Here is a 22541-nt window from a genome sequence, read left to right on the forward strand (position 1 = left end):
TGATTAAGGTAAGGTGAATAGTATGTTTATAGATACAGCTAAGATTTTTGTTAAATCTGGAAAAGGTGGAGATGGAGCCATTTCTTTCAGGAGAGAAAAGTATGTTGCCCTAGGAGGACCAGATGGGGGAGATGGTGGAAAAGGTGGAGATGTTGTTTTAGTAGCAGATTCGCAATTAACCACTTTGCTTGATTTTACATATAGAAGAAAATATGTAGCTGAACCTGGGGAAAATGGATCGAGGAGTAAATGCTACGGAAAAGATGGGAAAGACTTGTATATAAAAGTTCCTACAGGTACAATAATAAAAGACTTTGAAACAAATAAAATAATGTCAGACTTATCTCATGAGGGGGACAAATTTGTAATAGCTAAAGGTGGAAAAGGTGGAAAAGGTAATGCTAAATATGCAACTTCTACAAGACAGGCACCTTCTTTTGCAGAACCAGGTATGCCAGGAGAAGAAAGATTCATTCTTCTTGAATTAAAACTTTTAGCAGATGTAGGCCTAATTGGATTCCCTAATGTTGGTAAATCCACATTGCTTTCTACTGTTTCAAAAGCTAGACCTAAGATAGCTAATTATCATTTTACAACTTTAAAACCTAATTTAGGAGTGGTATCTGTACCAGAGGCGCCGGCTTTCGTAATGGCTGATATTCCTGGAATAATCGAAGGAGCAGCAGAAGGTGTAGGATTAGGTTTGAAATTTTTAAGACATGTAGAAAGAACTAGACTTCTTATACACGTAGTAGATATTTCTGGTGTGGAAGGTAGAGATCCAATTGAAGATTTTATAAAAATAAACGAGGAATTGAAAAAATATAGTGTTAAACTATGGGATAGACCTCAAATTGTTGCGGCAAATAAAAGTGATATGCTTTATGAAGATGAAGCATTTGAAAATTTCAAGAAGAAGTTAGAAGATATGGGATACAAAAATATATTTAAGATATCAGCAGCAACACAAGAGGGAGTAGCTGAGCTTATGAAGGAATGTGCTAGAATGCTTAGTACAATACCAGTTTCAGAATTACAAATACCAGAAGAAGAACTATATGTACCAGAAGAGAAGAAATTTACTTATACTATAAGAATAGATGATGATGGCGCTTATGTAGTAGAGGGAACCTTTGTAGATAGATTACTAAGTGCTGTAAATGTAAATGATCCAGATTCATTAAAATATTTCCATAAGGTCCTAAAAAACAAAGGGGTATTTGATGAGCTTAGGGAAATGGGAATAGAAGATGGAGAGATAGTTAGATTAAATGATTTTGAATTTGAATATTTATTTTAATGGGAGGATATAATTATTATGATAACAAGTAAGCAAAGAAGTTACTTAAGAAGTTTGGCCAATACAATTGTTCCAATATTTCAAGTAGGCAAAGGTGGAATAAATGAGGCATTTTTGAAGCAAATAGAGGATGCGCTAGAGGCTAGAGAGCTTATAAAGATAAGTGTATTAAATAATAGTGAATTTACTGCAAGAGAAGCTTCTGATATAATATGCAAGGAGATTCAGTGTGAAGGAGTTCAATGCATAGGAAATAAGTTTGTTTTATATAGAAAGTCTGAAAAGAAACCTAAGATAGAATTACCATAATAGTTTAATTATTTATTGAAAGAAGAATGCATGATGATTAAGAAAGCTATTTTTGGAGGAACCTTTGATCCTATACATATAGGTCACTTGTATATAGCATATCAGGCACTATATAAGCTTAATCTAGATAAGATAATTTTTGTTCCTAGTGGTAATCCACCTCATAAGAGGGAAAGGATCATAACTGACGGGGAATTAAGATACCAAATGATATGGAAAGCCATCAAAGGGGAAGAAAAGTTTGGATTAAGTCATTATGAAATAGAAAAAAAAGGTCTTAGTTACACCTATGAAACTATAGCACATTTTAAAAATTCTGAGAAAGATACCGAATGGTACTTTATAACAGGTGTAGATTGTTTAATGGAAATTGAAACTTGGAAAAATGTTAAAAACATTTTATCAAATTGTAAATTTATTGTTTTTAATAGACCAGGCTATAATATATGTGATATATTAAAATGGAAACAGTTTATCCAAAATAAGTATGAAGAAAATATCGAATTTTTAAATATACCTTTATTAGATATTTCATCCACTAGAATAAAGCACATGATAAAAAATGGACAAGAAGTTTATTATTTACTTCCAAAAGGAGTAGATGAGTACATAAAACATAAGGGTTTATATATTTAGGAGGATACCGTATGTGGGATGAGGAAACTATATTAAACTACTTAAAAAGCAATTTGAAAGAATCTAGATTTAATCACAGTTTAGGTGTACGAGATATGGCAGAAAAGTTGGCTATAAAATACGATAAAACCTTAGTACAAAAAGCTAGAATAGCAGGATTGGCACATGATAGTGCAAAGAATTTAAGTGATGATAAATTAATAGGAATAGTTAGACAAGAAGGATATGTAATAGATGAAGTGTGTAAAAAACAACCGCAGCTTTTACATGGCCTAGCAGGAGCTATAATAGCTGAAAAAGTTATGAATATAAGAGATAGGGAAATATTGAATTCTATAAAATTTCATACTACTGGAAAGAAAAATATGACCACTTTAGAAAAAATTATATATATAAGTGATTATGTGGAACCTTCTAGAATTTTCAGTGGAGTAGATAAATTGAGAGAAGCAGCTTTTGAAGAGTTAGATAAAGCACTTATAATGGCTTTTGATAATACTATTAATTATGTAGTTTCTAAGGGTGAACTTTTACATGAAGATACCATTTTGGCAAGAAATTACACTATTATAAATAGAAAGTTGAAGGTGGAAGAATAAATGGACAAGAGAAGTAAAAAGAAGGTTGTAAAGAAAAAAAAGAAAAGTGGAATAAAAAAATTCTTTGTAGGACTTTTATTTATAGCTTTATTAGGGGTAGTTGCATTTGGAGCATATTCTTATTATTCTCTATATAAAATGGGTAAAAATATGGATAATAAAAATCTAAAGGATAAAGTAGAAACACCAAAGGTAGAAAAAGATGACCCAGTAAATATACTCGTAGTTGGGGTGGATATTGGAGACCCTAAGCTTAAAGGAGCAAATGTGCCTAAAAGAACAGATACAATGATGGTTATACATTATGAACCTAAAGAGAAAAAAGCTCACATAGTATCTGTGCCAAGGGACACTAAGGTACAAATAAATGGAAAAACACGAAAAATTAATGATGCCCATGTATTAGACGGAATGAAAGGTGCTATTGATTCTGTACAGGATTTATTGGGTATTGATATAAATTATTATGTAAAATTAGATTATGAAGGTTTTAGAAAAGTAATAGATGCTATAGGTGGCATAGATATGCCTATAAAGTATAATATGAATTACGATGACCCTAGTCAAAATTTAAGCATACATTTTCAAAAGGGAACTGTTGCTCATCTAGATGGTAAAAAGGCTGAGGAATTCTTTAGGTGGAGAAAAAACAACAATGGAACAGGATTAGCTGAGGGTGATATAGGTAGAATAAAAAATCAACACTTGTTTATAGAAAAAGTAATAGAAAAAGTAAAAAGCCCAAGTATTGTTTTTAAACTTAAAGACATATTGGATATAGCTTCTAAATATATAACTACTAATATGTCACCTACAGAAATAATATCCTATGGTATGTCTGTAACTAAAGTGGATTCTTCAAACATTAAGATGTCAACTATTGCAGGAGAAGGAAAGTATATAGGTAAAACTTCTTATTTTATATATGATGAGGAAAAGAGTGCAGATTTGCTAAGTGAGCTTAGAGGAAGTAAACCTATGTCCATAGATAGAAGTGCTTTAAAAGTTAAGGTACTTAATACAACTAAAAAAAATGGATTGGCATCAAACTATGCTGAATATTTGAAAAAAAGAGGATATTCTAATATAGAAACAGGTAATGCTGAAAGAGCTGTTGATAGTAAAATAATTTTTAATAAATCTTTTGAAGATAATGTGGTAAGAAATGTTAAAAGCGATTTTAAAATAAATAAAGTAGAACAAGGGTCAAGTTCTAAAGGAAATTATGATATAACGGTTATATTAGGTGAAGACCACGATTACATTAAATAAAATTATTATATTAGGTACATGAAAATAAATAACAAGTTAAAGATGCTGGTATATTTTGTGTCAGACAAGGAAGCAGGTTCCGCTGCTAGTAGAACTATCGTTGGGTTCTGCTGACGCAGTATGACGTAAAATAGACTAGCATACTGACTTGTTATTTATTTGAATGTGCCTTAAAAGGCTGTGTTTAAATGCATAGCCTTTGCTTTTAAGGGAAGAGAGGAGCAACATGGATAATATAATAAAATATACAGTTAAAACAGGAGAAGAAGAAGTTAAATTAAAAGAATACCTAAAATTTACGGTGAAATTATCAAGTAGATTTATAAGATATGCAATAAAAGATGGAAGAATAAAGGTAAATGGGAAAAATGCTAGATTGAATAATAAAGTAGCAATAGGGGATAATATTGAAATAAAAATAAATAAGGAAGAAAACCAAAATATTATTCCAGAAAAAATGGATTTGAACATTGTATATGAAGATTTGGATGTTATAGTTTTAAATAAGGCTCCAGGTATGGTGGTTCATCCCACTAGAAGCTATCCTACAGGTACTTTATCCAATGGGCTTTTGTACTATTTTAGGGAGAAGGGTGAAAATTGTATAGTAAGATTGGTAAGTAGACTTGATATGGATACATCCGGTCTTATATTGATTGCTAAGAATCAATTTTCTCATATGGCACTAGCAAGGGATATGAAAAGTGAATCTTTTCAAAAGGGCTATATGGCAGTGGTTCATGGAAACTTAAAACAAGAATCTGGAACTATTAATAAACCCATATATAGAACAGAAGATGATAGCATAAAAAGAGTAATAGACGTTAGGGGACAGGAAAGTATAACTCACTATAGTGTACTAGAAAGTTACGCTGGTGGTGATTTAGTTAGATTAAATTTAGAAACAGGAAGGACACATCAAATAAGAGTACATTTAAGTAGTTTAGGTCATCCTTTATATGGAGATATACTGTATGGGAAAGAAGAGAAAGAATATATAGAAAGGCAGGCATTGCATGCATTTAAACTATCTTTTCCACATCCTAGAGATGGACGTATAGTAGAATTAGAATGTGAACTACCAGAAGATATGAAGAATTTAATTTTTAAAATAAAAGATATGGATTAGATATATTGGTTATAAATAAAAGATCATATGCTTGAATATATAATTTAAATGATTATCCCACAAAAAGCATTAAATTCCCTGAATTATGAAATTTCTCTGGAATGACTTGCATAAGAAGCAAAAGAACTGTTTAAATTTAATTTTAGAAATTCTTCTTTTAGACAGATAAAATTATCGTAAGCCTGGCAAGGACGCCAGGCTAGCGAACCTGAGGCAGGACGCTGAATGTGAGCGTTAGATAATTTTATATGGCTAAAAGATTAGAATTTCTTAAATTAAATTTATTGTTCCGAGCTCTTATGCAAGTTATGGAGGAGAAATTTCATAATTCCATTACATTGTACCTTATTGTGGGTTAATCATTTAAATGTAAAATTTAAAATTAATGTAGAAATTCTTATGGAATTTTTGCAATTTAACTTAAAAAACTCCCAAAGGAGTTTTTTCTTTTAAATATCAAATAATATTTAAATATTATTAAATGTATTCAAGTATATGGTCTTTCTAATTATCTCACTTATAATAAATATGTATTTTATAATGTTTTAATTTTAAAATTTTCTTTGTGGATAGTTATATTTACGTCTTTTTTTTCTTTTTATAATTGTTCTAAATATGATATAAGCTACTAAAAGTATAATAATTATATAAAATAAATATTTTAAAACTATTTTTCCTTTGCTAGCAGTACTTGATAAAATAGAAGATGCAGTTTTCTTAGGTTTAAAATCTTTACCACTTAATAGGTTTATTTCACCTACAGTTTTACCATTTAATTTTACTAATCCTTTTCCTACAGTTTCTCCTTTTTTTAATGGAGTTTTCCCTATAGTTTTATTAAGTTTAGGCTCTATTTTAAAGGCTGCTTTTGAAACTGAAGATTTTTCTATAGTGTAGTAAAAATTTTCACCTAAAGTTAAAGGAACACTGGAATCTTTATCTACTACATAATTTTGAAGAGTTTGTCCTTTTAAATAAGGTTCAACTAAACCAAAATTATCATATGCGTAATTGAAAAGGGCAACAGAATCATTAAAATATGTTTTATTATTATCGTGAGTTAAAGCAACTATTAATCTGTGGTTGTTTTTTGAAGCGCTAGCTACGTATGAGTGAAGGGATTGTATAGTATAGCCAGTTTTACCGCCTTCACAAGTATTATAATAAAATTTTGAATAAGGTTGTACTAGTCTATTTTCATTCCATAAAGGACGTTCTTCTTTAGATAAATTAGTAGGCGGTATTTTGTAGGAGCTGGTTTTTGCAATCTTTGAGTATTCAGGTTGTTTTACAAGCTCTTTCATTATTAAGGCTAAGTCTCTAGCAGATGTTCTATGTTTATCATTGTAGAGACCGCTGGGATTTACAAAATTAGTGTTTTTGCAGCCTAGTTCCTTAGCTCTTTTATTCATCATATCAGCAAAACCATCTATTGAGCCACCTATATGTTCAGCTAATGCTTCAGCACAATCATTGGCAGAGGCCAGTAGAAGTCCATATAGTAACTGCTCTACAGTGAGTTTTTCTCCTTCAAATATGTATATTTTACTTCCATCAGCTAAAGGAGGTTTTTTTCCTACAATAACCTCATCGTTTAATTTGCAGTTTTCTAAGGTTAATAGGGCAGTCATTATTTTTGTAGTGGATGCGGGTGCATAAGGGGTATCTATATTTTTTGAGTATAGTATTCTACCTGAATTTGCATCTAAAATAATAGCTCCATCTGCAGAGACGGAGGGTGGTTTTGGAGTAGCAGCTTGAGCATAATTGCAAAATATTATACAAAACGAAACTAGTGAAATTATAAACTTTTTCATTTTTGCCTCCTTAAAATGTTTTATATTTTTTAGTATATCAAAAAAAGTGATATTAATCGATACTAAAATATAAAATAATGGTAATAATTTAAAATAAACACTTATAAATTCTCAAAAATATAACATAATTAAATAGCAAAAATGTGTAATATGGTATGATTATGAGATTTATTCTCCATGATTTGCATAAGAGTTGGAAATAATAAATTTAATATAAATGATTAACCCACAAAAAGGTACAGTACGATGGAATTATGAAATTTCTCCTCCATGCCTTTCATAAGAGCTAGGAACAATAAATTTAATTTAAGAAATTCTAATCTTTTAGCCATATAAAATTATCTAACGCTCACATTCAGCGTCCTGCCTCAGGTTCGCTAGCTTGGCGTCCTTGCCAGGCTTACGATAATTTTATCTGTCTAAAAGAAGAATTTCTAAAATTAAATTTAAACAGTTCCTTCGCTTCTTATGAAAGTCATTCCAAAGAAATTTCATAATTCATGTAATGTAATGATTTTTGTGGGATAATCATATAAATAGTTTCTTTGTTTCTTATGCAAGTTATTCTAGAAAAATTTCATAATTCAAGTAATGTAATACTCTTGTTGAATAATCATATCATAATTTTTTTATTTATAATAAACATTGTAAAAGGGGAGAATAATTTGAGAAATAGGGAAAAGTATATAGGTTCTTTAGTAATATTAGCTATATCAATAATATTTTTAATTGTAGGGTATAATATATCAAAGCCACAACAAAAGAAAGTTAATTCAGAGGATATGTTTGTAGAAAGTAATACCGTTAAGAAAAGCAGCTTTAAAACAGAATCATCTAGTTCAAATATAGTAGTAGACATAAAAGGTGCTGTGAAAAAGCCTGGAGTGTATACTTTAAATAAAGAAAGTAGAATCAATGAACTTATTAAAATGGCAGGAGGCTTTAATAAAAATGCTGATTTAAATAGAATACATATGTCTAAGAAATTAAAAGATGAGGATTTAATTTACGTATACAGTTTAGGAGAAGAGGAAAAACAGTTTATGAATTCTAATGGAAATAATAGTAGAGTAAATAATGATGTAAGTGTACAAAATAACCAAAGTTTGCAAGATGAAAATGAAAAAGTGAATTTAAATACTGCATCTGAAGAAGAATTAAAAACTCTTCCAGGTGTTGGTGATGTTACTGCTAAAAAGATAATAGATTTTAGAGAAAAAAATGGAGGGTTTTCTTCAATTGAAGATTTAATGAAAATAGATCGAATAGGGGAAAAAACCTTTAATAAATTGAGGGATAAGGTGGACATATAAGATTTAATATTATAAAATTACTGTATATAATAGGAGGTGTTCATTATGAACAACAAAAGACTAACACAATTAGCTAAAACCTCTGGATGAGCTGCTAAAATAGGGCCGGAGACCCTTTCAAAAATTTTAGATAAGTTACCTAAAATGAGTGATAATAATTTAATAGTAGGCATAGAAACTTCTGATGATGCGGCTGTATATAAATTAAGTGATGATACTGCTATAATACAAACATTGGATTTTTTTACACCAGTGGTAGATGATCCGTATACTTTTGGACAAATAGCTGCAACAAATTCTTTAAGTGACGTTTATGCTATGGGAGGTCAGCCTAAAGTGGCACTTAACATAGTTTGTTTTCCTAATTGTTTACCTATTGATATTTTAGGAGAAATATTAAAAGGTGGTGCTGATAAGGTACTAGAGGCAGGAGCTGTAGTAGTAGGGGGACATTCTGTAGAGGATGAAGAGCCTAAGTATGGATTGTCAGTTACAGGAGTGGTGCATCCAGATAAAGTATTAAAAAACTGTGGATGTAAAGAAGGAGAGGTACTTATATTAACAAAGCCTCTAGGAGTAGGTATAATAAATACCGCTATTAAAGCTGAGTTAGCATCTAAGGAAGCCTATGATAAAGCAGTCAGAAATATGACAACTTTAAATAAGTATGCAGGAGAAATAGTAGTTAAATATCCTATAAGTGCTTGTACAGATATAACAGGTTTTGGGATCATGGGACATGCTTATGAAATGGCTAGTGGTTCAGAAAATGTAACCATTAGATTATTTAAAGAAAGTGTACCTTATATTGAGGAAGCTAAAGAATATGCACAGATGGGATTGGTTCCAGCAGGGGCTTATAATAATAGAGGATACTTAGATGGTAAATACCAATTAGAAGGTTTAGAAGAATGGCTTGAAGATATGCTTTTTGATCCTCAGACTTCAGGCGGACTTTTAGTTTCCATTTCAAAACATAAGGCCAATGAAATGTTAGAGGAATTAAATAAATTAGAAATTAAATCCTCTATAATAGGAGAAGTTATTCCTTTTACAGGAAAGTATATTTTAGTAGATTAGTTTGCTAATGTCTATAATTTTAGAGAAAGGTATGGGAATATGAACAGAGAATTGCTAAGAAATTTACCAAAGATTGATGAACTGTTAAAAGAAGAAATTGTAGAAAAAGAATTGGGAAGCACCATTAGAACTTTAGTTATAGATGCACTTAGAGAGACCATTGATTATTATAGAAATTTAATACTTAAAGGTAAAATTAATAATTTTTCAAAGGAAGACATTTTGAAAACCTTTAGACAATTAATGGATAAGAAAAAATCATCAAGATTAAGAAAAGTTATTAATGCTACAGGTACAGTTATACATACGAATCTTGGAAGATCTTTATTAAGTCATAGTGCAGTAGAAGCTGTTATTAATATATCACAAAATTACAATAATTTAGAATATGATGTGGAAAAGGGAAAAAGAGGGTTAAGATACAGTCATATAGAGGATTTAATAACTAAAATAACTGGTGCAGAGGCTGCAATGGTGGTTAACAACAATGCATCAGCGGTGATGCTTGTATTAAATACCCTATGTAATGAAAAAGAAGCTATAGTATCTCGCGGGCAGTTAGTGGAGATAGGAGGTTCTTTTAGGGTACCAGAAGTTATGAAATTCAGTGGAGCAACTTTAGTGGAAGTTGGAACTACCAATAGAACTCATCTTTATGATTATGAAAATAATATAAATGAAAATACAGGAGTTTTATTAAAAGTACATACTTCTAATTTTAAAATAATGGGATTTACGGAAGAGGTATCTTTAGAGGAACTAGTTAATTTAGGTGAAAAATATAGTGTACCTACCTATGAGGATATAGGAAGTGGAGTTTTAATTGATTATACTAAATATGGTTTGAGCTATGAACCAACAGTCCAAGAAAGCATAAAAAGAGGAATTGATGTAGTTTCCTTTAGTGGAGATAAAATGCTAGGAGGACCTCAGGCAGGAATAATTGTAGGTAAAAAAGAATATATAGACAAAATGAAGAGAAATCAGCTTACTAGGGCTTTAAGAATAGATAAGATGACTTTAGCTGCTCTAGAAGCAACTTTAAGACTTTATTTAGATGAAAATGAGGCTATAGATAAAATACCTACTTTAAATATGCTTTTATCATCTAAAGAAATAGTAAAAAAGAAAGCGGAAAGTCTAAAAAGAAAATTAAGGAATAAGGTTAAAGAATTTAAATTTATATTAGATAGTGATTATTCTATGGTAGGCGGAGGTTCCATGCCTGTAGAAAGAATAGAAACCTATGTAATAAAAGTTTCTAGTGAAGTATTTACTCCAGAACAAATAGAACATAAACTTAGAATGAATAAGATTCCAATAGTAGTGAGAGTTTACAATAATGAAGTTATAATGGACTTAAGAACCATATTCCCAAGAGATTTTGATAGCGTAGTAGAGGCTTTTTTAAATATGAAGTAACATATTACTCAACTTTCGAACATAAATTTTAAGCTTCACATTGCAAATTGACTGAATAAGAAGATACAAATATAGTTTTAAAATAGGAGTGATGAAATGAAGCACCTAATAATAGGAACTGCAGGACATATAGATCACGGTAAAACAACTCTAATAAAAGCTTTGACAGGAAGAGAAACGGATACATTAAAGGAGGAACAGGAGAGGGGAATATCCATAAATATCGCATTTACCTTCTTTGATTTACCTTCTGGAAGAAGAGCAGGAATTATAGATGTACCAGGGCATGAGAGATTTATAAAGAACATGTTAGCGGGTATAAGCAGTATAGATATAGTAGTTTTGGTAATTGCAGCAGATGAAGGAATTATGCCTCAAACTAGAGAACATCTTGAAATACTCCAACTTTTAAATGTAAAAAAGGGAATAGTGGCTCTTACCAAAAGTGACTTAGTAGATGCGGAATGGATAGAGCTTGTTACAGAAGACATCAAGAAAGAGTTTAAAGGTACTTTCTTGGAAAATGCACCTATTTATCCTGTTTCTTCAAAAACAAAAGATGGTTTTAATAATCTTATAGAAGAAATAGATAATGCCACAGAAGAAGTAGAAGCTAAGGATACAGAGGGACATTTTAGACTTCCAGTGGATAGAGTATTTTCTGTAAGTGGTTTTGGAACAGTAGTTACTGGAACAATCATAAGTGGAAAAGTTAAAGTCGGTGAAGAGGTAGAAATATATCCATCTAAGATAAAAACAAGAATAAGAGGACTTCAAGTACACGAAAAGCCTGTAGATGAAGCGGATGCAGGACAAAGATGTGCTATAAATCTGGCAAATGTAAAAGTCAATGAAATAGAGAGGGGAAATGTAATTTCAAAGGAAAATGTCATGGAACCTTCTTATATGATAGATACTAAATTTTATTATTTGAAGAGTGCAGATAGACCACTGGAAAATAGACAAAGGGTTAGATTATATCATGGAACGGAAGAAATTTTATGTAGAGTTGTAATTTTAGATAAGGAAGAAGTTAATCCAGGAGAAGAAGCTTATGTACAGCTTAGATTAGAAAAACCACTATGTGCTCAAAGAAATGATAGATTTGTAATAAGAAGCTATTCTCCTATGCATACCATAGGTGGAGGAAGCATAATAGAACCAGTAGCTATAAAAGCTAAGAGATTTGATGAAAAATATATATCGGAGTTAAAGTTAAAAGAAAGTGGTGAGGTAGGAGGAATATTAGAGACAACTATTAAAAAGTTAAGTTCTAATTTCCCAAATTTTAAAGCGGTTGTAAAGGCATTAGGGAAAAATGAAAAAAGTTTACAGGAAGAAATAGATGCCTTAGTTGAACAAAATAAGGTGGTAAAATTAATTGCACTAGGTGACCCCTTATATGTGCATAAAGAATTTCTACAGAGAAGTATAGATAGGCTTGAAGAAATTTTAGAAGAATACCATTCAAAATATCCTTTAAGACCGGGATTGTCAAAAGAGGAGATAAAAGAAAAGATTTTTGGTAAGGGGTTAAAACAAAAAATATATGATGAGCTACTAGAAATGGTAGTAAAAAATGAAATTATAGATGTAAATGGTAAGTTTATATGTGCTCATGGTTTCCAAATAAAATTTAATGAATTACAAGAAAAATTAAAGAATAAAATATTAAAGGAATACCAAAAGGGAAAATATACTCCACCTAAGTTTAAAGAACTACTGGAAAAAGAAAAAGAAAAAGAGGAGTTTAAAACTGTGTTTGAAGCACTTATACTAAGTGGAGATTTAGTTAAAGCTGATGAGGATTGTATTTTTTCTAAAAGTAATTATGAAGAAGCTAAAAATAAAATAATAGTTTACATGAAAGAAAAGGGAAGTATAACTCCAGGAGAAGCTAGAGAAATTTTAGACACTAGTAGAAAATATGTGGTGGCTCTTCTTGAACGTTTTGATGGTGAAAAGCTTACTAGAAGAGTAGAGAATAAAAGAGTCCTATATAAGGTATAGTAAGCATATGCCACATAGTACATTGAAGAAAAATCTGATTTTAATTCTGTAATAAATGTGTAATTTGGGACTGTTTACAGTACGCTATGAGCTTTGATACTCAAAGTTCTTAGCGTATTTGTTAAACAGGTATAAAAAAATAGTTGAAAAAACGTTTACCCTGTGATATAATAAAACTCGTGATTTGACGAAAAAAGTATATATATGGGGGTAGATAGGTGCTGGTGTGCCTGCCGGTCTTCAAAACCGTGTTGCCGGGGTAGGACCTCGACGGGTGAGTTCGATTCTCACATACTCCCGCCAATAAAGTTAAATAACCTGCAAACAAGTAGAAAAAGTGGTTACGATGTTTGTAGGTTTTGATATTTTTTGAAAGATTATTTATAATTGGTTCAATAGGTGTGCAGTAAATTTATTTAGGAGGTGAAAAAAATTTTATTTCATACACTAGCTAAAATAGCCAAGGAATTAAACAAGGAAAAGATTTTATGGGCAGTAGGGGCATCTTTAGTGTTAAATAATTATGGATTAATAGATAACCCTAATGATATAGACATATTAGTAGACATAAAAGATATAGAAAAAATAGATAAGATTTTACAAACGTTAGGTATAAAAAAATCAAGGGAAAAAACAGATACATATTCAACGAAATATTTTTATGAATATGTTATAGATGGTGTAGATATAGACGTCATAGGTGGATTTATTATTAAACACGGTAATGGGCAGTATGAATATTGTTTTGATAATGAGTCTATAACTGTAATAAAAAATATTGATGAAGTAGATATTCCTCTAACTTCCTTAGAAGATTGGTATATTATATATCAATTAATTCCGGGAAGGGAATATAAAGTAAATATTATAGAGAAGTATTTATTGAAAAATGGGCTTAATAATATTAATTTACTAAATAGTGCACTAGATAAAAATTTGACAGAAGAAGTGAGAATTAGAACTAAAAAATTATTGTGTGATGTTAGAAAGTAATGGCTATGAACTTTAATTGTTCATAGCCATTAGGGTTTAAGCTAGTTCATTATATTTAAGATTTTCTAAAATAATAAAGTCTAAAGTTTTCCACAGAAAAATTTATTAAATCTTTATTATACAGATAAGCTAAAAAGGCAGATACTGTAGAATAAGTTATATGATAAGCCTTAAAGTCTATTTGTAAATCTTTTAGTATGCATAAATTTTCTACTAAATCCTCTTTGGTTAGAGGCTGATCTAATAATTCTAAAAATAAATTTATGTAATCTTCTAGGTTTTTTATATTTCTATGGATTAAATTTAATAATTCTTCTCTAGTTAGAATTTTTTGGCTGTGACTAGGAAGAAAGAAGTCAGCTTCTATAGTTTTTAAAAAGTTTAAGGTATTTAAACTTTCTTCTATACTATTTAAATATGGAAGAGAGTATTTGTCTAAAATTTCATCACTAAATATACTATCTCCGAGAAAACATACTTTTTCAGGTGTTATAATACCTATTTGGTCTACGGTGTGTCCTTTTAGGGAAATTATTTCAAATTTATCATCACTTATTTTATTTATTCCTTCATTTAAAATAAAATCTACACCACAGGGTTTAGATGAATTAGCAAGTGGTTTTATAGCGCTTGCAGTATAAAGTATTGATGAATATATATATGGATTTTCTATGTATAACTTTTCCTTAGGTGAAGAGAATACTTGGCATCCTGGATAATTATCTTTAAAAAATGTATTTCCTCCGCAGTGATCTCCATGACTATGAGTATTTATTATGTATTTTGGATGAAGGTTATTACTTAATAATATATCATTTAATTTTTTTGCCGAAGAATTGTTTATTCCTGTGTCTATAAGTATACAATTTTTGTTTTTGAAAGTGTACACACCTATATTAGTGGGAGAATCTATATAATAAGCATTGCCTTTGATTTTATTTAAATTCATATTATCACGTCCTTTAATTTGGTTAAAAAATCTATAAGGTACACGAAAAGAAATAACAGGTCAAAGATGCTAGTATATTTTGTGTCAGACAAGGAAGCAGGTTTCGCCACTAGTAGGACTATCGGTGGGTTCTGCTGACGCAGTATAACGCAAAATAGATTAGCATACTGACTTGTTATTTATTTGAATGTGCCTAAACAATAATATCATAGGATTTGGAGAAATTCCACTAGATGTCAAAGAAAATATTTTGTTTGTACATATGTAAGGTACACGAAAAGAAATAACAGGTCAAAGATGCTAGTATATTTTGTGCCAGACAAGGAAGCAGGTTCCGCCGCTAGTAGAACTATCGGTGGGTTCTGCTAACGCAGTATGACGCAAAATAGACTAGCATACTGACTTGTTATTTATTTGAATGTGCCTTAATGGGTATAAATTATTATAATGTGTAAAAAATAAGTATATAACTTGGAGGTGATTTTTTTGAAAAAATTATTATACATTCCCGTAAATTCAAAGCCAGAGAATATGTCTACCAGTAAGACTGCAGGAAGATATTTTGTGAATCGTTTTATGTCTGAAAATACTGATTATACAGTTGAGGAATTGGATCTTTATAATGAGTATATACCGGAACCTATTTATAAGTATTTTAAGGGAAGAGCGGAATTAGTTACTGGCGCTGAATATGATTCATTGTCTGAATTTGACAAGAAGGCAGTAGATAGAATGAATCAGTTAAGTGATCAGTTTTTAAGTGCAGATGTTTATGTAATTGCTGCACCAATGTGGAGCGTAAGTTTTCCATCTATACTTAAAAGGTATATGGATTGCATTATAATTAACAATAAACTTATTAAAATTTCACCAGAAAATGTAGATGGACTTTTAGAAGATAAGCAGAGAAATATGATATATATTCAGTCTTCAGGAGGAATTTATCCTAAAATATTAGGAGCTAATGTAAATCACGGTGTGGATTATTTTCATGATATTTTCAAGTTTTTGGGTATAACAAGGTTTCAAAAGGTTTTAATTGAAGGAGTAGATATGCCAGAAGTAGGAAAAGATAAAGCTCTTCAAATGGCTTATGAAGAAATGGAGACAGTGATTAAAAAGTTTTCTAGGGAACCTATATTAAAACAGTAAATATAGGTTTGAAATTTCATAATTAAACCACATTGTACCCTTTTGCGGTTTAATCATAGTAAGGATTGTTCTATATGTTTAGTAGTATATAGAATTTCATGAGCATTTAGGATATTCTAAATAGCATAATAAAAACAAGAAAGGTTATTTGCAGTTACATACTAATAATGGTAATATGAACTTCCTATGAGTTAGTATGGATAGACTAGATTAAAACTTATATTTAATATTGATTAAGAAAAGGCTGTAGATTAGGAAAGTAATTAGTTTGCAGTCTTTTTCTATGATATAATATAATTATTTATAAGATATATGAAAAGAAATAATAAGTTAAAGATGCTGGTATATTTTGTGTCACACAAGCAAGCAGAAACCACCGATAGTAGAACTATCGGCGGGTTCTGCTGACGCAATAGGGCACAAAATAGACTAGCGTACTGACTTATTATTTATTTCAATGTGCCTAAAGAAAATTATAAGGTAAAATACAGTTCATACAGTAATAATTGTAAATTGTGACGGATATAAGTAGTTTGGGTTTTTTTAAAAATTTTTATAAATTTGAAGGGTGAGATTAAACAATTCATGTGTTATGTTTATATTTTAAAGTGCTCCGACGATACGTTATACACGGGATGGACAAATAATTTACAAAATAGGATAAAAAATCATTTAAGAGGTAAGGGAGCTAAATATACTAGATGCAGGTTGCCAGTACAATTGGTATATTTTGAGGAATGCGTGGACAAGTCCTCAGCCTTAAAAAGAGAGTATAAGATAAAACAAATGAGGAGAAAAGAAAAACTAGAGTTAATCCAAAGAAAAAAAATTCAGATTTAAAGGCGTCTATATAAGGGTATGACTACATGTTATTTTTATAAAATATAAAGTAGTTAGATAGCAATGTAATAAAGTCTTTATAGGGGGAAGTAATATGACAATTAGTTCTATTTATGATAGATTTGTAAAATGGAAGCAAAACAAAGTAACTCTTTTAAGTGCAAAAGAATCTAATGAGAAAAACTTATCATTAATAATGAGATTATTATATATAAAAAATAATTATTGTTTTTCTAAAAATGATGAAGTGCTTTTTACATCAGCTACGGATAAAAATTTAGAAAAAATAAATTCATGTTATGAAAATATGGAAAATACAAATAGGCATAGCTATGATACTTTGTTTACCTGTTTATCTAAAGAACCTACTGTAGTTAAAATTGATGATTTAGCAGAGAAATATTTTATTCAATATAAGGCTAAAAATAATTTAAAAATGCAGGTATTAAGTGATGAAAATGTAGAAATAAAAATATTACAGCAATGTGTAGAACAGGTTAAGGATCAGTACAAGAGGATTAAAATATTTAAGGAAAATAAAATACATAACATATTAATGGAGATAAAGTGGATTAAAAATTTAAATTATATAGATTTAGAAAATTATCAAAATGCTCCAAAGCACAACGGACTTAGAAAAAATAGCAAGGCCAGAGAAGGTATTTTTAAGGTTATGAAGTTATACTATAAGGAGCTTCATAGCTTATCATACATAAGCTATGAAGATATGCTTATTTGTGCTACAGTTGAGGCTAAATTAAATCCAAGATTTGTGCATATTTTAGTGGATGAATGTGAAAGACTTACATATTTACAGTGGAATTTTATAAAATCATTGAGAAGAAATGAAGGTTACTCTGGGTTCACTTTAGCATTTAATACAGATAAAGGAGAGTCTATATATTGCCCATTTATGAAAAATGGAAAAGTATATGTGTCAAAATTTCAAGAAAAAATAAAAAGATTTAATATTAAAAATAAGAAAGATATTTCCCAAGTAAAAAGTAATGTTATTAAACGCAAAAATCATAAAGGTATAGATGCTTTTGAAAAATTTCAATACTTTGATTTAAGGCATAAAACAGATTTTACTATGATGAAGGATTATTCTAATTCTGATGAAATTGTAGTTAATCAGAAGGATGAGATTTTAGAATATAATAAAGATGATGTAACTAAAATTCCAGTGTTTACTAATATTGCAGCGGGAGAACCAATATTTATAGACCCATCTCTAGAAGATAATTTTTCTATGCCTAAACAATGGATAAAAGGTCTTAAAGATTGTTTTATACTTAGGGTTAAGGGTGATAGTATGATAAATGCTAATATTAATGATGGGGATTTTGTAGTTATACATAAGCAAACGGATGTAAATAATAATGACATAGTTGCAGCAAATATATCTGGAAGTGCTACATTGAAAAGACTTAATATAAGCAAAAAAGGAGTATTTTTAAATCCTGAAAATGAAAAATATAATCCAATTCCTGTAACAGAAGAGGGTATATTTATTTTAGGTAAAGCAGTAGGAATTATAAGAAGACTTTGAAAATAAGGTACATGAAAATAAATAACAAGTCAAAGATGCAGGTATATTTTGTGTCAGACAAGGAAGCAGGTTCCGCCGCTAGTAGAACTATCGGTGGGTTCTGCTGACGCAGTATGACGAAAAATAGACTAGCATACTGACTTGTTATTTATTTGAATGTGCCTAATATATTAGCTATGGTAAAAATCCAAAATCTTTTTCTTAATAGTTTTTTTAAAATTGCAAATAATAATGAAAAAGGAGGGATTTACTTGGCTAAAAATAAATATAAAGAAAAGTTTATGCCTGTACCTATAGAGAAGCATGATACAGCTGCTTGGACTAATATTGAAAGCATGAAACCAGTATCTAAGGTAATCATACCTAGTGAAACTGGAGTGATAAATGCTAAAGAATGGGTAGATGTGAATCAAAAATAAATAAACTAATAAATCCGCTGGTATTTATAATTTAAAATAAATACCAGCGGATTATTTATATTACTTTGATTTTTAAATTTAAATAGGTCCTTTGCTTCTTATGCAAGTCATTACATAGAAAGTTCATAATTCAAGTAACTTAATACTTTTTGTGGTTTAATCATATTAATATTTTTGTTCAGATAATCTTTTATAGTTTGCATATCTTTCCTTAGCATCTTGCTCTGCTACATCATACATAGCATCTGCTATATCAGGGAAAGTAGTTTTTAAAGACGTATAACGCACCTCTCCTCCAATGAATTCTTTAAAGGACTTATTAGGCTCCTTAGAATCTAGTGTAAATGGATTTTTACCTTCTGCTTTTGTATTTGGATTGTATTTGTATAGATGCCAATAACCCGATTCTACAGCTTTTTTCTCTTCTGCAATGCTGGTACCCATACCGGATTTTATTCCATGATTTATACATGGGGCATAAGCTATAATAAGAGAAGGACCCTTATAAGCCTCTGCTTCAAGTATAGTTTTAATAGTATGATTCAAGTTAGCTCCCATAGCAATTTGAGCTACATATACATATCCATAACTCATAGCCATCATACCTAAATCTTTTTTCTTTATTTTTTTCCCTGCAGCAGCAAACTTAGCTACAGCTGCAGTTGGTGTAGATTTTGAAGATTGCCCTCCAGTATTGGAATATACTTCTGTATCCATGACAAATAAATTCACATCTTCTCCAGAGGCTAATACATGGTCTAAGCCTGAAAAACCTATATCATAAGCCCAGCCATCTCCACCTATTATCCACTGAGATTTTTTAATAAGAAAATCTTTTAGTTCTACTATTTCTTTTAAAGTTTTATTTTTAGATATATCCTCTTTATTTATATACTCTAATATTTTTGATGTAGCTTCCTTAGATTTTTCTCCATTATTTATTCCATTTAGCCAATTTTTAAAGGCTTCTTTTAAATTTTCATTAATTTCACTATTTAAAGCTTCCTTAATTAATTCACTAAGTCGTTCTCTCATTTGTTTTACTGCTAAATACATGCCATACCCATATTCAGCATTGTCTTCAAATAATGAATTACCCCAAGAAGGACCCTTACCTAAAGCATTTGTAGTATATGGTATAGAAGGGGCGCTGCCACCCCAGATGGATGAACAACCTGTGGCGTTGGCAATCATCATTCTATCTCCAAAAAGTTGTGTCAAAAGTTTTATGTAAGGAGTTTCTCCGCAACCAGGGCATGCACCATTAAATTCTAAAAGCGGTCTTTCAAATTGACTGCCTTTTAATGTAGCTGCACTCATTAAACCTTGTTTTTCAGGTATAGTCGTAGTGAATTCCCAATTTTTAGATTCTAATTCTATTTGTTCTTCAGCAGGTTTCATAATTAAAGCTTTACCAGGAGCTGGACAAATATCTGCACAGTTACTGCAACCGGTACAATCAAGAGGACTTATTTGAATTTTATAATGTAATCCATCAAAGGCTTTGCCTCCAGATGCTTCCTTTGTTTTAAAAGTTTCTGGAGCCTTTTTTAGTTCCTCATGAGTTAGAAGTACTGGTCTTATTACGGCATGAGGACAAACATAAGAACATTGATTACATTGTATACATTTATCTCTTTGCCATTCTGGAATCATAACGGCAATTCCACGTTTTTCATAAGCGGTAGTGCCTAGAGGAAAAGTACCATCCTCCATGCCATTGAAAGAACTTACAGGTAGTTCATCACCTTCATGTCTTGCCATAGGTCTTTGAATATTCTTAATAAAATCAGGCTCATCCTTTATAGGTAGTGGATTATCTTTAACATTTGCCCAAGAATTTGGAACAGTTACCTTGTTTAGAGCATCTATACCCTTATCTATGGCAGCTTTATTCATATCTACAATTTTTTCACCTTTTTTACCATAAGTTTTTTCTACAGAGGTTTTTAAGTAGTTTACAGCTTCTTCTATAGGTATAATATTAGCTAATTTAAAGAAGGCTGATTGCATAATCATGTTAATTCTTCCACCTAAGCCGATATTTTGAGCTATAGAAATAGCATCTATAGTATAAAAGCTGATATTATTTTCAGCAATATATCTTTTTACATAAGTAGGAAGATTTTTTTCTAGTTCTTGCTCATTCCAAGGACAGTTTAGTACAAAAATGCCATCTTTCTTTAAACCTTTTAATATATCAAAATTATATAAGAAGGATTTATTATGGCAGGCTATGTAGTCAGCATTTCTAACTAAATAAGGAGATTTTATAGGTTTTTTACCAAACCTTAAATGTGAAATAGTACTTCCTCCAGATTTTTTACTGTCATAAGAAAAATATGCTTGAGCATATAAATCAGTATTATCTCCAATGATTTTTACAGCTGTTTTATTTGCACCTACTGTTCCATCAGAACCCAGTCCCCAAAATTTACAACTAATAGTTCCTTTAGGTGTGGTATCTATATCTTCACCTTCAGGAAGAGAGGTATTGGTTACGTCATCATTAATTCCTATAGTAAATCCATTTTTAGGTTCATTTTCTTTTAAATTATTAAATACAGAAAGTATATGTGAGGGTCTTGTATCCTTAGAACCTAAGCCATATCTTCCACCTACAATTATAGGCTTTTCTTTAGAATTAAGAAACAAGTTGCATATGTCTAAGTATAATGGTTCTCCTAAGGAACCAGGTTCTTTTGTACGATCTAATATGGCAATCTTTTTTACGGTCTTAGGGAATATATTGAAGAAATAAGTAGGTGAAAAAGGACGATAAAGACGAACTTTTATAACGCCTACTTTCTCTCTCTTGCTTATTAAGTAATCCACTGTTTCTTCTATAGTATCGCAAATTGAACCCATGGCTACAATTATATATTCTGCATTGGGGTCTCCATAATAATCAAAAGGATGATATGCTCTGCCGGTTACTTTTTCTATTTCTCTCATATGATGTTCTACAATATCAGCAGTAGCATTATAAAATTTATTTGATGCTTCTCTACCTTGAAAATATATATCTGGATTTTGAGCTGTTCCCTTAAGAGTAGGGTGTTCAGGGTTTAATGCTCGGTTTCTAAAGTCTTTTATTGCGTTAAAATCTACTAAACTTACTATATCTTCCTGATTAATTATTTCTATCTTCTGATATTCATGAGATGTTCTAAAACCATCAAAAAAATGCAAAAAAGGTATTTTAGATTTTATGGAAGATAGATGAGCTATAGTTCCTAAATCCATTACCTCTTGAACATTTGATGAAGCCAAGAGTGCAAAGCCTGTTTGTCTTGTAGCCATTACGTCTTGGTGGTCACCAAATATTGATAGGGCGTGAGTTGCAAGAGCACGGGCACTTACGTGAAATACTCCTGGCAAAAGTTCTCCGGCTATTTTATACATATTAGGAATCATTAAAAGTAATCCTTGAGATGCAGTATAAGTAGTGGTAAGAGCACCACCGGCTAAAGAGCCGTGAACAGCACCAGAGGCACCACCTTCTGATTGCATTTCTACAACTCTCACTGGCTGATTGAATATATTTTTTCTTCCATGGGCAGACCATTCGTCAACCTTTTCTGCCATAGGGGTGGATGGAGTGATTGGATAAATTGCTGCTACTTCTGTAAAGGCATAAGACGCTTCAGCAGCAGCTTCATTTCCATCTAAAGTTTTCATAATTTTTGTCATGGAAAAGTCCTCCTTTATAATAATTTCAAACATAATCATCCAGTTTATTATTTACT

18 protein-coding genes and 1 tRNA gene are annotated in these 22541 nt (G+C 30.5%); 16 read left to right on the forward strand and 3 right to left on the reverse strand.

Annotation, left to right across the window (positions count from 1 at the left end):
• The first annotated feature begins 22 nt into the window (after window positions 1-22).
• The 6 genes from obgE to C1715_RS08745 all read left to right on the forward strand — a co-directional run bounded on the left by obgE (window position 23) and on the right by C1715_RS08745 (window position 5245).
• On the forward strand, window positions 23-1300 hold the full coding sequence (gene obgE, locus C1715_RS08720) for a GTPase ObgE (RefSeq protein WP_102400120.1): 1278 nt from the start codon (window positions 23-25) through the stop codon (window positions 1298-1300).
• Between the two features lie 18 nt (window positions 1301-1318).
• Window positions 1319-1609, forward strand: coding sequence for a ribosome assembly RNA-binding protein YhbY (yhbY, locus tag C1715_RS08725; RefSeq protein WP_035288220.1), 291 nt, complete (start codon window positions 1319-1321; stop codon window positions 1607-1609).
• A 33-nt stretch (window positions 1610-1642) separates the two neighbouring features.
• A complete protein-coding gene (gene nadD, locus C1715_RS08730) occupies window positions 1643-2245 on the forward strand; it encodes a nicotinate-nucleotide adenylyltransferase (protein ID WP_102400121.1) in 603 nt (200 codons plus the stop codon).
• Between the two features lie 11 nt (window positions 2246-2256).
• Entirely contained in the window at window positions 2257-2844 is a 588-nt protein-coding gene (gene yqeK / locus C1715_RS08735; protein ID WP_102400122.1) for a bis(5'-nucleosyl)-tetraphosphatase (symmetrical) YqeK, read from the forward strand.
• Entirely contained in the window at window positions 2845-4116 is a 1272-nt protein-coding gene (locus C1715_RS08740; protein WP_102400123.1) for an LCP family protein, read from the forward strand.
• Between the two features lie 226 nt (window positions 4117-4342).
• A complete protein-coding gene (locus C1715_RS08745) occupies window positions 4343-5245 on the forward strand; it encodes an RluA family pseudouridine synthase (protein ID WP_102400124.1) in 903 nt (300 codons plus the stop codon).
• 551 nt (window positions 5246-5796) lie between these two features.
• Here the strand turns inward: C1715_RS08745 and C1715_RS08750 are convergent.
• Window positions 5797-7062 carry a D-alanyl-D-alanine carboxypeptidase family protein gene (locus C1715_RS08750; protein ID WP_102400125.1) on the reverse strand — a complete coding sequence of 422 codons (1266 nt, stop codon included), beginning with the start codon at window positions 7060-7062 and terminating at the stop codon, window positions 5797-5799.
• A gap of 665 nt (window positions 7063-7727) precedes the next feature.
• On the opposite strand from C1715_RS08750, the gene C1715_RS08755 reads away from it, so the two are divergent.
• The 6 genes from C1715_RS08755 to C1715_RS08775 all read left to right on the forward strand — a co-directional run bounded on the left by C1715_RS08755 (window position 7728) and on the right by C1715_RS08775 (window position 13880).
• The gene (locus C1715_RS08755) at window positions 7728-8375 is read left to right on the forward strand and encodes a ComEA family DNA-binding protein (RefSeq protein ID WP_102400126.1); all 648 of its coding nucleotides are present in this window, start codon (window positions 7728-7730) and stop codon (window positions 8373-8375) included.
• Between the two features lie 45 nt (window positions 8376-8420).
• Window positions 8421-9455, forward strand: coding sequence for a selenide, water dikinase SelD (gene selD / locus C1715_RS08760; RefSeq protein ID WP_102400127.1), 1035 nt, complete (start codon window positions 8421-8423; stop codon window positions 9453-9455).
• Window positions 9456-9494: 39 nt separating this feature from the next.
• Window positions 9495-10877, forward strand: coding sequence for an L-seryl-tRNA(Sec) selenium transferase (selA, locus tag C1715_RS08765; RefSeq protein ID WP_102400128.1), 1383 nt, complete (start codon window positions 9495-9497; stop codon window positions 10875-10877).
• A 96-nt stretch (window positions 10878-10973) separates the two neighbouring features.
• Window positions 10974-12887 carry a selenocysteine-specific translation elongation factor gene (gene selB, locus C1715_RS08770; protein WP_102400129.1) on the forward strand — a complete coding sequence of 638 codons (1914 nt, stop codon included), beginning with the start codon at window positions 10974-10976 and terminating at the stop codon, window positions 12885-12887.
• A 206-nt stretch (window positions 12888-13093) separates the two neighbouring features.
• Window positions 13094-13190 (forward strand) — tRNA-Sec (locus tag C1715_RS19365).
• Between the two features lie 120 nt (window positions 13191-13310).
• Entirely contained in the window at window positions 13311-13880 is a 570-nt protein-coding gene (locus C1715_RS08775; RefSeq protein WP_242971932.1) for a nucleotidyltransferase domain-containing protein, read from the forward strand.
• A 55-nt stretch (window positions 13881-13935) separates the two neighbouring features.
• On the opposite strand, the gene C1715_RS08780 is transcribed toward C1715_RS08775, so the two are convergent.
• The gene (locus C1715_RS08780) at window positions 13936-14829 is read right to left on the reverse strand and encodes an MBL fold metallo-hydrolase (RefSeq protein ID WP_102400130.1); all 894 of its coding nucleotides are present in this window, start codon (window positions 14827-14829) and stop codon (window positions 13936-13938) included.
• Between the two features lie 486 nt (window positions 14830-15315).
• Here C1715_RS08780 and C1715_RS08785 point away from each other — a divergent pair, with 486 nt between their 5' ends.
• The 4 genes from C1715_RS08785 (at window position 15316) to C1715_RS08800 (ending at window position 18792) form a co-directional block, all read left to right on the forward strand.
• Window positions 15316-15981, forward strand: a complete 666-nt coding sequence (locus C1715_RS08785) for an FMN-dependent NADH-azoreductase (RefSeq protein ID WP_102400131.1) — start codon at window positions 15316-15318, stop codon at window positions 15979-15981.
• Between the two features lie 585 nt (window positions 15982-16566).
• Window positions 16567-16821: a GIY-YIG nuclease family protein gene (locus tag C1715_RS08790; RefSeq protein ID WP_102400132.1), complete on the forward strand. Its 255-nt coding sequence runs from the start codon at window positions 16567-16569 to the stop codon at window positions 16819-16821.
• A 94-nt stretch (window positions 16822-16915) separates the two neighbouring features.
• Window positions 16916-18373 (forward strand): transcriptional repressor LexA, encoded by a 1458-nt coding sequence (gene lexA / locus C1715_RS08795; RefSeq protein ID WP_102400133.1) that lies wholly within the window; start codon window positions 16916-16918, stop codon window positions 18371-18373.
• A gap of 281 nt (window positions 18374-18654) precedes the next feature.
• Entirely contained in the window at window positions 18655-18792 is a 138-nt protein-coding gene (locus C1715_RS08800; RefSeq protein WP_479724089.1) for a CDIF630_02480 family spore surface protein, read from the forward strand.
• 165 nt (window positions 18793-18957) lie between these two features.
• On the opposite strand, the gene nifJ is transcribed toward C1715_RS08800, so the two are convergent.
• Complete coding sequence (gene nifJ / locus C1715_RS08805; protein WP_102400134.1) at window positions 18958-22485, reverse strand: pyruvate:ferredoxin (flavodoxin) oxidoreductase; 3528 nt, start codon at window positions 22483-22485, stop codon at window positions 18958-18960.
• Between the last annotated feature and the right edge of the window lie 56 nt (window positions 22486-22541).

The sequence above is a fragment of the Haloimpatiens massiliensis genome, assembly GCF_900184255.1.
Classification (GTDB): domain Bacteria; phylum Bacillota; class Clostridia; order Clostridiales; family Clostridiaceae; genus Haloimpatiens; species Haloimpatiens massiliensis.

Coding starts and splice junctions, on each gene's coding strand:
- obgE (WP_102400120.1), top strand. CDS start 23: ATGTTTATAGATACAGCTAAGATTTTTGTTAAATCTGGAAAAGGTGGA.
- yhbY (WP_035288220.1), top strand. CDS start 1,319: ATGATAACAAGTAAGCAAAGAAGTTACTTAAGAAGTTTGGCCAATACA.
- nadD (WP_102400121.1), top strand. CDS start 1,643: ATGATTAAGAAAGCTATTTTTGGAGGAACCTTTGATCCTATACATATA.
- yqeK (WP_102400122.1), top strand. CDS start 2,257: ATGTGGGATGAGGAAACTATATTAAACTACTTAAAAAGCAATTTGAAA.
- C1715_RS08740 (WP_102400123.1), top strand. CDS start 2,845: ATGGACAAGAGAAGTAAAAAGAAGGTTGTAAAGAAAAAAAAGAAAAGT.
- C1715_RS08745 (WP_102400124.1), top strand. CDS start 4,343: ATGGATAATATAATAAAATATACAGTTAAAACAGGAGAAGAAGAAGTT.
- C1715_RS08750 (WP_102400125.1), bottom strand. CDS start 7,062: ATGAAAAAGTTTATAATTTCACTAGTTTCGTTTTGTATAATATTTTGC.
- selA (WP_102400128.1), top strand. CDS start 9,495: ATGAACAGAGAATTGCTAAGAAATTTACCAAAGATTGATGAACTGTTA.
- selB (WP_102400129.1), top strand. CDS start 10,974: ATGAAGCACCTAATAATAGGAACTGCAGGACATATAGATCACGGTAAA.
- C1715_RS08780 (WP_102400130.1), bottom strand. CDS start 14,829: ATGAATTTAAATAAAATCAAAGGCAATGCTTATTATATAGATTCTCCC.
- C1715_RS08790 (WP_102400132.1), top strand. CDS start 16,567: ATGTGTTATGTTTATATTTTAAAGTGCTCCGACGATACGTTATACACG.
- lexA (WP_102400133.1), top strand. CDS start 16,916: ATGACAATTAGTTCTATTTATGATAGATTTGTAAAATGGAAGCAAAAC.
- C1715_RS08800 (WP_479724089.1), top strand. CDS start 18,655: ATGCCTGTACCTATAGAGAAGCATGATACAGCTGCTTGGACTAATATT.
- nifJ (WP_102400134.1), bottom strand. CDS start 22,485: ATGACAAAAATTATGAAAACTTTAGATGGAAATGAAGCTGCTGCTGAA.